The organism is Motiliproteus sp. (assembly GCF_965230735.1).
In the GTDB taxonomy this organism is placed as follows: Bacteria; Pseudomonadota; Gammaproteobacteria; order Pseudomonadales; family Balneatricaceae; genus Motiliproteus.
The window spans coordinates 1,415,886-1,427,951 of the sequence record NZ_OZ246016.1; the positions used below are offsets into that span (position 1 = coordinate 1,415,886).

The window sequence follows — 12,066 nt, forward strand, 5'->3', positions numbered from 1 at the left end:
GATGGCCAAGATGAACCTATTGCAGGCGGTCAACAACGCCCTCGATATCGCGATGCAGGACAACGAGCGGGTGATCTGCTTCGGTGAGGACGTAGGCGTCTTCGGCGGCGTGTTCCGTGCCACCAGCCACCTGCAGGAAAAGTACGGCCGTGAGCGCTGCTTCAACACCCCGTTGGTGGAGCAGGGCATTATCGGTTTTGCCAACGGCCTGGCCTCGCAAGGCTCGGTGCCGGTGGCCGAAATTCAGTTCGCCGATTATATCTTCCCGGCGTTCGACCAGATCGTTAACGAGTCCGCCAAGTTCCGTTACCGCTCCGGTAACCTGTTCGATGTGGGCGGTCTGACGATTCGGACACCTTACGGTGGCGGCATCGCCGGTGGTCACTACCATTCGCAGTCCCCCGAAGCCTACTTTGCCCACACGCCGGGTCTGAAGATCGTGGTGCCGCGTAATCCGCACCAGGCCAAAGGGCTGCTGTTGGCCTCGATCCGTGATCCCAACCCGGTGGTGTTCTTCGAGCCGAAGCGGATCTACCGCGCCTCGGTCGGCGAAGTGCCGGAAGAGGATTACCAATTGCCGCTGGGCAAGGCCGAGGTGGTTCGCGAAGGTAGCGATATCACCCTGCTGGCCTGGGGCGCGCAGATGGAGTACATCGAAAAGGCCGCCGAGCTGGCCGACAAGGATGGCATCTCCTGCGAGCTGATCGACCTGCGCACCATCCTGCCGTGGGATGTGGACACCGTAGCCGAGTCGGTCAAGAAAACCGGCCGTTTGCTGATCAGCCATGAAGCCCCGTTGACCGGCGGCTTTGCCGGCGAGATCGCGACCACCATTCAGGATCAGTGCTTCCTGTACCTGGAATCTCCCATTGCCCGTGTTGCCGGGCTCGATGTGCCTTACCCGCTGGCACTGGAAAAGGAATATATCCCGGACCAGTGGAAGATCTACGAAGCGATCAAGGCCAGCGTGAATTTCTAAGGGGGTATGGGTGATGATTAAAGATTTTATTTTGCCGGATATCGGCGAAGGTATCGTCGAGTGTGAGCTGGTCGAATGGCTGGTGGCCGAGGGTGATCTGATCGAAGAGGATCAGCCGGTCGCCGACGTGATGACCGACAAGGCGCTGGTACAGATTCCGGCGCCCTATGCCGGTCGGGTGACCAAGCTGTATTACCAGCAGGGCGACATCGCCAAGGTTCACTCGCCGCTGTTTGAGATCAACCTAGAGGGCGGTGAATCAGGTGGTGAGTCAGGCGGTGAATCAGCCGCTGCCGCCGAACCCGCCGCACCGGAATCAGCTCAATTCCAAAGTGCACAAAACGCGGCGCAGAACGAAGCGCCTGCGGCGGCTGCACCGGTGGCCAGCGGGCCGATCGGTGCGGTGGAAGACTTTATTCTACCGGATATCGGTGAAGGTATCGTCGAGTGCGAGGTGGTCGAGTGGCTGGTGGCCGAAGGCGATCATATCGTTGAAGATCAACCGATCGTCGACGTGATGACCGATAAGGCACTGGTGCAGATCCCGGCCCACAAGAACGGCGTGATCGGCAAGCTCTATTACGCCCAAGGTGAGATCGCCAAGGTCCATTCGCCGTTGTTCGCGTTGATTCCCGAGGGTGCGGTAGCGACCGAGGCGGCGCCTGTGGCTGTTGAAGCGGTGGCTCCAGCGGCGGCAGTGAACGCACCGGTGGTGGCTCCGGTATCGGTTGCAGCGACTTCCACTGCCGCGCCGGTACGTTCCGGCAAGGCGCTGGCCAGTCCGGCGGTGCGTCGAATCGCCCGTGAATACCAGATCGATATCGCCCAGGTACCGGGTTCGGGCAAGAACGGCCGGGTACTGAAGGAAGATATCGTCCGCTTCCAGCAGGGTGGTGTTGCTAGTCAGCCTGCCAATGTCGAAAGCGCAGCAAAATCGGTTTTGCAGCCGGTAGCCGCGCCTCAAGGCGAGGTTCGGGTCGAGCCGATCAAGGGTATCAAGGCCGCCATGGCACGGCAGATGAGTCTGTCGATGTCGACCATTCCGCACTTCACCTACGGCGACGAGGTGGATGTCAGTGGCTTGCTGGCGATGCGTGCCAAGCTCAAGCCCAAGGCGGAAGAGCGGGGCATTCGCTTGACCCTGATGCCGTTCATCATGAAGGCGCTGGCGATGGCGATCTCCGAGTATCCGATCCTCAATAGCCGGGTCAACGACGACTGCACCGAGATTCACTACCAGCCGCACTGCAATATCGGCATGGCGGTGGATTCGAAGATGGGTCTGATCGTGCCGAACATCAAGAAGGTCGAAACCCTGAGTATTCTGGAGATCGCCCAGGAAGTGGCCCGGCTGACCGAGTCGGCCCGTTCCGGACGGGTGGATCCGGCCGATCTGGCTGACGGTACCATCAGCATCTCCAATATCGGTGCGCTGGGTGGAACCTACGCGGTACCGGTGGTGAATCCGCCGGAGGTGGCGATCGTGGCACTGGGCAAGACCCAGTCGTTGCCGCGCTTCAACGACGCCGGCGAGGTGGAAGCCCGTTCGATCATGAACATCAGTTGGTCCGGCGACCATCGGATTATCGACGGTGGCACCATCGCCCGCTTCAGCCTGCTGTGGCAGTCGTTGCTGGAAGATCCGTCGGCGATGCTGTTGGATCTCTCCTAGCGGCCTAACCGGGTTTGCCAGTAGTCTTAAGGGCGCAAGATTATTTACTAGTTCGCTAGACTGATCTTGTGCCCTAATCTTTGCCAATCCATCCGACGGCCGATTATGGATAGATCCAACCTGCAGCAGTTCTATATCCCGGAGGAGCAGTCGTTCTACCTGCTCAGTCAGGATGATGCGCGCAAGCTGAAGAACTGGGTCAATCTGTGCCGAACCCAGCTCGAACGCTTGGGTTATAGCGATATCGAGATGATCGGCAAGGGTGCGTTCGGCTTTGTGTTCGGCGGTATCGACCGGCTCGGGCGCCAGCTGGTGTTCAAATTCTCCCGCATCACCCTACCGCAGCATGTGCAGGATCGGCTCGAAGAAGAGGCCTACATGCTGTCGCAGGTGGAGCATCGGCGGGTACCGAAGCTGATCGAGTTCCAGCGGGTTAAGCGTCAGGCGATCATGGTGATGGAGCGCTCGCCGGGGATGGACCTGGAACAGCTGTCGCTGCGAGAAGGACCGCTCTCCCCCCGTCTGGTGGTCCATATCGCCGCGCAGCTGGCCGATATCCTGTTGGCGCTTCGCGGCGCCGCGATCAGCAGCAATCGGCCGCTGGTCCATGGCGATATCAAACCGTCCAATGTGATGTTCGACCCCCGGGACGAGTCGATCGGCCTGATCGACTGGGGCTCGGCGGTGTTTGCCCAGCTTGATGAGCAGTACCAGCATGTCGGCGCCAATGTGATGGAGCTGATGTCGGACGATCTGCAAAACAGCAACGCCCGGCTGGGCGACGTTTACTTTATCGGTGAAGAGCAGCTCAACGGTGGGCTGTCGACGCCGCGCTTTGATGAGCAGGGCGCCGCCGGCACCCTCTATGCGCTGGCCTCCGGGCAGTCATGCCGCTTCGGCCATCTGGCGATTCCGCCCACCTCGCTGGGGTTACCCCAAGAGTTCGCCCGGGTGTTGGAAGGACTGTTGTCGACCGAACCCGAGGTACGGCAGAAGGCCGGTGACTACTGGCTGCGCAACATGGCGTCGATGGCGCGGTTGCTGATGGTCGATCTGCCGGTCGAACCGATCGCCCAGCAGGTGCCGGTTTGGATTCATCAGCAGAGCCGTCCGATCGACTCGGTGGTGTACAGCTCCCGGAAAGCCTTCCTGAAGGAGGAGGGGGTTCACGACAACTACCTGGATATCGACGATGTTCAGTTCGATCGCTATTACAAGAACTTCCTGCAGGGGATGGGCGAGACCGAAAAGGCCTTCCTGGCCGCAGTCAGTCGCTTGGGTAAGTTCCCGGTGGTGGGTGGTCTGGCGGTGCGGTGGGAGAGCGACGGGGTTTATATCGACTCCTGCCTGAACCTGCACGACCCGAGCCTGCGCGAGGCCTTCGTCAGCACCGTCAACAACCTGGTGACGCTGGCCCGTTCGATCTACCGACAGGGGATCTTCAAGAGCTGTCTGTTCGATGCCCGCTGTACCTTGCATGTGGAGCGCGAGCATGCCGAGTTGCCGTTTGTGCCGGAGCCGGATCAGCAGATCCCTTATGAGGTGGCCGCGGTGCCGGATCTGGAGGATCAGAGCCGCCTGCACTCCTACTTCGAGGATGGCCGCGACCCGGAGGAGAATCTGGAGCTGCCGGGCTCGATCATTGAGGTGATCAAGCGTCTGAACCAGCTCCACCATACCGGGCTGATCATCTTCGAGAGCCTAGAAACCCACCTGAAGATTCACAGCTACTTCAAGCTGCTGAATCCGGAGCAGGAGTCGGAATTTGTCGATTGCCTGGAGCTGTTGATGGCGGCGGTGCCCGAGATCCGTGGCCTCGGCGTAGCTGGCTTTATGAAGATGCCCTACAAGGACACCCGCTTTTTCGACCATATCGACCGGTTGCCGGAGCGCTACTATCCCCGCAATCCGAAGCAGATGCTGGATCAGGCCGCACCGGTTGAAGCCGATCATCCTGAATCGGCCCAAGCCGAATCGGCCTAGGCGTTCACGGCCCTTTACTCTGGCCACTCTCGACGACTATCGTTGACGGCGACTTTATGCCGGCGGTCTGCCGGCTATCTGCTGCAGCACCGGAATCATCGCGCTGGCGGCGCTTGAGAGCGGATAGCGTTTGCGGGTGTAGATCCCGACCCGACGGGCCACCTGCGGCTGCTGGACCGGTCGCCATTCGGCGCCCTGCTGTTCGATCTGCGGAATACAGAGCGACGGCACCACGCTGACCCCCAGTCCGCAGACCACCATTCGAATAATGGTCACCAGCTGATGGGACTCGAACTCGATATTCAGCGCCAGCTGATGCTCGGCGACGATATCGAGCACCATCTGGCGGATCATCGACGGGGCCTGCAGGGTCAGAAAGGGGGAGTCGCAAAGTTGTTGCCAGCGCAGTTGCCGGTGTTTGAGTAGCGCATGCCCCGGCGGCAGCACCGCAACGAAATGATCGGTGTAGAGCGGTTCGAAGGCGAGGTCGTCGCTGCAGTCCAGCTCGAACGCGACGGCCAGCTCGACCTGGCCGCTGGCCACCATCGCCACCGCTTCTTCGGCCACCACATCCTGCACCCGAATCCGAACCGCCGGATAGGCCTCTCGGTAGGCGGCCAGAGCGCTGGGCAACTGGTGGCCGGCAAAGGAAGGCATCGCCGCCACGGTCAGCAGACCGCGTTTAAGGGCGAACAGGTTATGCAGATCATCCAGTGCGCCGTCCCAGTCCTGCAGCAACCGCAGCGCCACCGGCAGGAACTGTTCCCCCTCGGGGGTCAACGCCAGCACTCGGGTCGAGCGCACCAGCAGGGTGCCGCCGACGTTCTCTTCCAGGTTGCGGATCGCGATACTCAGGGCCGGCTGCGACAGGTGCACCCGGTCGCTGGCTTCGGTGAAACTGCCGGTTTGGGCCACAGCGATAAAGGCACGTAGCTGTTTGATCGATATATTCATAAATAATGTTTATAAATGATCGGCAGTAATCTTGTCTAACTTATTCGATAGGCGGTTCTGTTGAGGGGTTGCCGGCGGCTTCGAAGCGAGGCCGCGTTGTTAGGGAAGGGGGGTGGAATAGGTTTAAAAAGGGCTGCTAAAGAGAGTGCAAGCACTTGATAAAACGGATGATCTGGTTGGCTTCCGGCGGTTAGACCATGTTAGATTCGGATAAACTCGAACAAAGGCGATGACTGTGAACATTCGGCAACATTCTCAACGGGGATTAGCTCTGGTTCAGGTACTGCTGTTGTTGGTTACCCTGCTGTTGGCGGTTGGTGTCGGTTATCTGATGTTGAAACAACCGCCCGATGCGCCCCTACTCAGCGGCACAACCCAGATCCCGGCTGCCGATTCGGTTGCCAGCCCGCAGCCGTCACAGCCTTCGAGCACGCCAACAGTCGCACAACCCCCGAAAGTCGAGAGCCCGCCTGACCGCATCGTGACGGCCCCCGCTTCCCCATTACCGCAAGAGCCTCAGTCACTTCGTCCTGAACCGGTAGCCGCTTTTGCACCGGAACCGCAGTTGCCGCTAACAGATCCGTCGCTTCCGGCTCTCGACAACAGTGACGCTACCTTCCGGCAAGCCCTGGGCGAGTTGGAATCGAGCCGCCTGCTGCTGGACTGGCTGATTGACGAAGAGCTGATCCGTAAGCTGGTGGTAACCGTTGATAATATGGCGGTGGGTAAGATCCCGCGTAAGCACAGTCCGTTACGGCCGATGACGGATAAGTTTCGTCCGTCGGTCAAGGGTGAGCAGATCTGGCTGGATGGCTACAACTTCGGCCGTTACGGCTCCTATCTGACGCTGCTGGAGAAGATCGACAGTAGCGCCTGGATTGCGCTCTATCGGCGCTATTACCCGTTGATGCAACAGGCCTACGCGGAGCTGGGTTATCCGAGACAACGCTTTCATGATCGGATGTTGAAGGCGCTGGATCATCTGCTGGCGGCACCGGTCAAGCCTCGGGCGCTGGCGCTGGCGCAGCCTTCGGTGATGTTTGTCTATGCCGACCCCAAACTCGAACAGCTCAGTGCCGTGCACAAGCAGATGTTGCGGATCGGTCCGGTCAATGCGTCCCGGGTGCTGGAGATAGCCGCGGTGTTGCGTACCGAGTTGGGTCGTCTGCCGGTCCCTTGATCGATCATCCCGCTCAGAGCCGACCCGGCTATTAGTAAGATTCATTTGCCAGTGGGCGACTTTTTGTCGGCCAGTTGGCATAATTCTCGGCGCAGTAGCGAGAAAAAAATAACAATAAGATGGTGAAGCCAATGGATGCGCGTGTACCCTTCTGCGCTTACCAGTCCTGTGTTCAGCCGGACTGGATCGACTATAACGGCCACATGAACGTGGCTTACTACGTGCTGGCCTTTGATCAGGCTACCGATGCCTTTAATTCCAATCTGGATCTTGGTCCCGAGTATGTTGCCAGGACCCGGAAATCCCTGTTCGTTGTCGATATGAACGTCACCTACCGTCGTGAACTCAAAGAGGGCGCGCGGATCAGTTGTACCACCCAACTTCTCGAATTTGATGCCAAGAAAGTGCGCCTGTTTCATCAGATGTTTCAGGACGACGAGGGCTTCCTGGCCGCCACCAATGAATTGATCATGGTCCATGTGGACCTGGAAACCGGTAAGAGCTGCCCGTTCCCGGAAGAAGCGCTGGAACGGCTTCAGGCGATGGCCCGTCAGCACCAGAGCCTGGCGATTCCGGAGAATGCGGGACGGGTATTGTCGCTCTGAAGTTTCAGTGTTATCCCAACGTTCTCATTGCGCCCTATCGGGCACCTTAAGGATATGCGCCGCCATATCCTTAAGAATCCTAGGCGGCCCCTGTGAAAACGCCCTGCGGGTACGCGCCTTCGGCGCTATAAACCCCGGCCAGAGGCGGGACGAAGGGGCATCCTTGCCCCTGCGCCCCGTCACGTCATCCATGACGCGCCCCTTCGGGCCTGTTTCAGTCCGAGGTTTATCGTTTTCGAAGGGGGATTGGGTGCAAGCCGCCACGTCAGTTGTTGAGTCGAAGACCTGTCATTGCTGCCGGTGAGCACGTGAGCGGAATTTGGATCAGGCCCTCTTTTTCAAAAGAGGGGCGAGGCAGGGATGCCGAGCCGCAGCGCCGGGGCAGGAGCCCCGTTGCTGCGCCCCAAATTGCGCTTGCGCGCGCAGCGAACCCTTCAGGGCGGTAGCAGGCGGCTGGCACCGAAAAGCGTTTTTTGCTTCGTTTTTGTCGCGACTGACAAAAATGACGGCGCCCGGCGGGGCGCAATAGAAGCCAAAGCCCAGTGGCTTAATTCAGGATTACGCTAACGTTAAACTGCTCACTGTAGCAGCTACCACCTGAGCTGGAGATACCCGTTATTGGGTCTGATTGATAATTGAGGCCCGCAACATGGCGGGCCTTCAGGTTTACGAATCCGACAGGTTAGTTTTGTAACTCGGGCAGATCACGATAAAACTCCAGCGCCTCCGGATTGGCCAGCGCATCGGTGTTCTTCACCGCTTCGTTATGGATCACCTTGGTCACGGCAACCTCAACAATCTTGCCGCTGATGGTGCGCGGAATATCCGCCACCTGAATCACCTTGGCCGGCACATGGCGGGGGGTGGTGTTGGCGCGGATGGTGGCTTTGATCGTTTTGATCAGCTCGTCATCCAGTTGGCAGCCTGGCTGCAGGACCACGAACAGCACCACCCGCAGATCGTCCTGCCAGCGCTGGCCGACGGCGATACTCTCCTTGACCTGCTCGACTTTCTCCACCTGACGGTAGATTTCGGCGGTGCCGATTCGAACGCCGCCCGGGTTCAGCACCGCGTCGGAGCGACCGTGGATGATCAGGCCGTCGTGTTCGGTGATCTCGCCGTAGTCGCCGTGGGCCCAGATATTGTCGAACTGCTCGAAGTAGGCGCCACGGAATTTGTGATCGCCTTCGTCGTCCCAGAAATAGATCGGCATCGACGGGAAGGGGTGGGTGCAGACCAGTTCACCCTTCTGCTGTCGGACCGGACGACCGTCGTCGTCAAAGATGTTGACCGCCATCCCCAGGCCCAGGCACTGCAGCTCGCCGCGATAGACCGGCTTGATCGGGCAGCCCAAGGCGAAGCAGGAGATGATGTCGGTGCCGCCGGAGATCGATGCCAGCAGCAGGTCCGCCTTGATGTCCCGGTAGACATAATCAAAGCTCTCGTGGGCCAACGGTGAACCGGTCGACAACACCGCTTTCAGCGGGCTCAGATCATGCTTCTGGCCGGGCAGGTAACCGGCCTTTTCCAGCGCTGAGATGTACTTGGCGCTGGTGCCGAAGATGCTGACCTGCTCCTGTTCGGCAATTTTCCAAAGCACGCCGGGGCCTGGGGCGAACGGCGAACCGTCGTACAGCAGCACGGTGGCTTCGCAGGCCAGACCGCTGACCAGCCAGTTCCACATCATCCAACCGCAGGTGGTGTAGTAGAACAGGGTATCGTCGGGCTTCAGGTCGGTGTGCAGCAGGTGCTCTTTCAGGTGCTGGATCAGGGTGCCGCCGGCGCTGTGAACGATGCATTTGGGTACTCCGGTGGTACCGGAGGAGTACATCACGTAGAGCGGGTGATCGAACGGCAACTGCTCGAACTCGATCTCGCAGGCGTCGGTGTCTTCAAACTCGGGCAGCAGCACGGCGTTGTCCAGGCCGCTCAGGTCAGGCGCGTCCGACATAAAGGGGATCACGATGATCTTCTCAACCGAGTCGAGCCGGTCGGCGATGCCCTGAATCCGCTCCAGCGAGTTGAGGGACTTGCCGTTGTACAGGTAGCCGTCGGTGGTGAACAGAATCCGCGGCCGGATCTGACCGAAGCGATCGACCACGCCGTTGATACCGAAGTCGGGGGAGCAGGAACTCCAGACCGCGCCGATACTGCTGGTGGCCAGCATCGCCACCAGGGTATCGATGATATTGGGCATAAAGCCGGCGATCCGATCGCCCGGTTGGATACCGTGCTGACGCAGGGCAGAAGCCAGTCGGGCGGTGCGTAGGTAGAGCTCGGCGTAACTGATACTGATCCGGCGATCGGTTTCGGTACGGAAGATCAGCGCGGTCTTGTCATCGCGGCGACGCAACAGGTTTTCGGCAAAGTTGAGCCGCGCTTCTGGGAACCAGCGAGCCCCCGGCATTTTGTCGCCATCGCTGAGAATCTGCTGACCCGGCTCGCCAATGATCCCGCCGAACTGCCACATCTTGGACCAGAACTGTTCCGGCTGCTCGATACTCCAGCGGTAGAGGTCGTCGTAGCCGTCCATCGGGCGGTTCTGCTCACTGCTGACCTGTTGCATCAGCGAGGACAGGTTGGAGGCTTCAATACGTTGTGGGCTGGGGCGCCAGAGGGGGTCGGTCATGGTCGAGTCCTGCGTAGTTATTGCTGTTGTGGCAGCATTATTGATGCTTTGCTTATATTTGTTAAATGTAGATATTTAATCGATTTATTTGTTTTATTTATAAGGTGTTCGAGTCTTTCCAGGCTGGCTGCATTTCGGCTGAGCCAGTATGATCAGTAAAACTTTAGCTGCTGCCGCACCGGTCGGCCCGATAGGACGCCAATGAACGAAAAGTTGAAACAGGATGCCTGGATCCAGGAGGCTTTCTCCGCCCTGGCCGAGGGAGGTGTGGCCAGTGTGAAGGTCGAGGTGCTGGCGAAGCGTTTGAAGGTCACCAAGGGCAGTTTCTATTGGCACTTCAAGAACCGGCCTCAATTGCTCGAGAAGATGTTGGAGAGCTGGCGCGAAGGGCGAATCCGCACCATTCGTGAGCAGGTGGAGGGTGATCGGCCCGCCGGTCAGATCCTCGACGAGTTGCTGCAGCTCTATCTGGATCGGGCCAACCCTCGCGGTAATGCGATTGAATTGGCGGTACGCGACTGGGCCCGTAGCGATGAAGCGGCGGCGGGAGCCGTGGCTCTGGTTGACCGTCAGCGGCTCGAGTCGGTGGCCGGTCTCTACCGACAGCTGACCGATTCGGAAGCCGAAGCCTATGCCAAGGCATTCTTGTTCTACAGCTACGTATTTGGCAGCAGCCTGGTGAATACCAGCGCCAGTGACGTGGTTGACGACGCCGAGCTACGCCAACGTTGTGGCGCGCTATTGGTCAATTGAGGTTGAAATCCTAGAGACCTGAGTCCAGAGAGTTCTAAATAAAAACGGCCCCTGTCGATAGTCACCGACAGGGGCCGTTTTGTATCACGTGAATTTCTGCTGATCAGTTACCGATGAACAGTTCGCGACCGATCAGCATCCGGCGGATTTCGGACGTACCGGCGCCGATTTCGTACAGCTTGGCATCACGCAGCAGGCGACCGCTGGCGAATTCGTTGATGTAACCGTTACCGCCCAGCAGCTGGATGGTATCCAGCGCCATCTTGGTGGCCAGCTCGGCGCTGTAGAGGATCGCACCGGCAGCATCCTTACGGGTGGTCTCGCCACGATCGCAGGCCTTGGCCACCGCGTAGACGTAGGACTTGGCCGCGTTCATGCCGGTGTACATATCGGCGATCTTGCCCTGTACCAGCTGGAACTCACCGATCGACTGGCCGAACTGCTTGCGGTCGCGGATGTAGGGGACGGCCAGGTCCATGCAGGAATCCATGATCCCCAGCGGACCGGCAGACAGTACTGCGCGCTCGTAGTCGAGGCCGCTCATCAGTACCTTCACGCCCTTGTTCAGCTCACCCAGGATGTTCTCCTTCGGAACCACGCAATCTTCGAATACCAGCTCGCAGGTGTTGGAGCCGCGCATGCCCAGCTTGTCCAGCTTCTGTGCCCGAGAGAAGCCCGGTGCATCGCGCTCGACGATAAAGGCGGTGATGCCGTGCGGGCCTGCGGAGGTGTCGGTCTTGGCGTAGATCACGTAGACATTGGCGTCCGGACCGTTGGTGATCCACATCTTGTTGCCGTTGAGCAGGAAGTGGTCGCCGTTATCACGGGCGGTCAATTTCATGCTGACCACGTCGGAACCGGCGTTGGGCTCGGACATCGCCAGGGCGCCGATGTGTTCGCCGCTGATCAGCTTGGGCAGGTACTTCTGCTTCTGCTCTTCATTGCCGTTGCGGTTGATCTGGTTGACGCACAGGTTGGAGTGGGCGCCATAGGACAGGCCGACAGAAGCGGAAGCCCGGCTGATCTCCTGCATCGCGACCACGTGGGCCAGGTAACCCATCTCAACACCGCCGTACTGCTCCGGTACGGTGATACCCAGCAGACCCATCTCACCGAACTTCTTCCACAACTCGTTCGGGAAGGCGTTTTCCTGGTCGATTTTTTCGGCGTTGGGGGCGATCTCGGCGGCGGCAAATGCATTGACCTGCTCGCGCAGCATGTCGACGGTTTCACCCAGATCGAAGTTAAAACCTTTATAGCTGGAAATCATGATGCTGATCCCTCGTTGGAATTATTTATGTTGCCGGTTTC

9 protein-coding genes are annotated in these 12,066 nt (G+C 59.3%); 6 read left to right on the forward strand and 3 right to left on the reverse strand.

Translation table 11 applies throughout. The annotated features are described in order from the left end of the window. Position 1: 1 nt before the first annotated feature. From ACO05M_RS06595 to ACO05M_RS06605, 3 genes are all read left to right on the forward strand, one after another. Positions 2-979: an alpha-ketoacid dehydrogenase subunit beta gene (locus ACO05M_RS06595; protein ID WP_421869168.1), complete on the forward strand. Its 978-nt coding sequence runs from the start codon at positions 2-4 to the stop codon at positions 977-979. 13 nt (positions 980-992) lie between these two features. Beyond that, positions 993-2,651 (forward strand): dihydrolipoyllysine-residue acetyltransferase, encoded by a 1,659-nt coding sequence (locus tag ACO05M_RS06600; protein ID WP_421870676.1) that lies wholly within the window; start codon positions 993-995, stop codon positions 2,649-2,651. Positions 2,652-2,756: 105 nt separating this feature from the next. Further along, positions 2,757-4,634, forward strand: a complete 1,878-nt coding sequence (locus tag ACO05M_RS06605) for a protein kinase domain-containing protein (protein WP_421869171.1) — start codon at positions 2,757-2,759, stop codon at positions 4,632-4,634. A 54-nt stretch (positions 4,635-4,688) separates the two neighbouring features. Here the strand turns inward: ACO05M_RS06605 and ACO05M_RS06610 are convergent, their stop codons facing one another. Beyond that, positions 4,689-5,588, reverse strand: coding sequence for a LysR family transcriptional regulator (locus ACO05M_RS06610; RefSeq protein WP_421869175.1), 900 nt, complete (start codon positions 5,586-5,588; stop codon positions 4,689-4,691). A gap of 235 nt (positions 5,589-5,823) precedes the next feature. Between ACO05M_RS06610 and ACO05M_RS06615 the strand changes: the two genes are divergently transcribed. Then, a complete protein-coding gene (locus ACO05M_RS06615) occupies positions 5,824-6,768 on the forward strand; it encodes a DUF3014 domain-containing protein (RefSeq protein ID WP_421869178.1) in 945 nt (314 codons plus the stop codon). Between the two features lie 131 nt (positions 6,769-6,899). Beyond that, complete coding sequence (locus ACO05M_RS06620; RefSeq protein WP_421869181.1) at positions 6,900-7,373, forward strand: thioesterase family protein; 474 nt, start codon at positions 6,900-6,902, stop codon at positions 7,371-7,373. A gap of 682 nt (positions 7,374-8,055) precedes the next feature. Here ACO05M_RS06620 and ACO05M_RS06625 read toward each other — a convergent pair. Beyond that, positions 8,056-10,002 carry an acetoacetate--CoA ligase gene (locus ACO05M_RS06625; RefSeq protein WP_421869184.1) on the reverse strand — a complete coding sequence of 649 codons (1,947 nt, stop codon included), beginning with the start codon at positions 10,000-10,002 and terminating at the stop codon, positions 8,056-8,058. Between the two features lie 201 nt (positions 10,003-10,203). Here ACO05M_RS06625 and ACO05M_RS06630 point away from each other — a divergent pair, with 201 nt between their 5' ends. Further along, complete coding sequence (locus ACO05M_RS06630) at positions 10,204-10,755, forward strand: TetR/AcrR family transcriptional regulator (RefSeq protein ID WP_421869186.1); 552 nt, start codon at positions 10,204-10,206, stop codon at positions 10,753-10,755. A gap of 103 nt (positions 10,756-10,858) precedes the next feature. On the opposite strand, the gene ACO05M_RS06635 is transcribed toward ACO05M_RS06630, so the two are convergent. Next, entirely contained in the window at positions 10,859-12,025 is a 1,167-nt protein-coding gene (locus ACO05M_RS06635; protein WP_421869188.1) for an isovaleryl-CoA dehydrogenase, read from the reverse strand. Between the last annotated feature and the right edge of the window lie 41 nt (positions 12,026-12,066).

Excerpts from the sequence above, each read along its gene's own strand:
- ACO05M_RS06630 (WP_421869186.1), top strand. The coding sequence starts at position 10,204 with ATGAACGAAAAGTTGAAACAGGATGCCTGGATCCAGGAGGCTTTCTCC.
- ACO05M_RS06625 (WP_421869184.1), bottom strand. The coding sequence starts at position 10,002 with ATGACCGACCCCCTCTGGCGCCCCAGCCCACAACGTATTGAAGCCTCC.
- ACO05M_RS06605 (WP_421869171.1), top strand. The coding sequence starts at position 2,757 with ATGGATAGATCCAACCTGCAGCAGTTCTATATCCCGGAGGAGCAGTCG.
- ACO05M_RS06600 (WP_421870676.1), top strand. The coding sequence starts at position 993 with ATGATTAAAGATTTTATTTTGCCGGATATCGGCGAAGGTATCGTCGAG.
- ACO05M_RS06620 (WP_421869181.1), top strand. The coding sequence starts at position 6,900 with ATGGATGCGCGTGTACCCTTCTGCGCTTACCAGTCCTGTGTTCAGCCG.
- ACO05M_RS06610 (WP_421869175.1), bottom strand. The coding sequence starts at position 5,588 with ATGAATATATCGATCAAACAGCTACGTGCCTTTATCGCTGTGGCCCAA.
- ACO05M_RS06595 (WP_421869168.1), top strand. The coding sequence starts at position 2 with ATGGCCAAGATGAACCTATTGCAGGCGGTCAACAACGCCCTCGATATC.
- ACO05M_RS06635 (WP_421869188.1), bottom strand. The coding sequence starts at position 12,025 with ATGATTTCCAGCTATAAAGGTTTTAACTTCGATCTGGGTGAAACCGTC.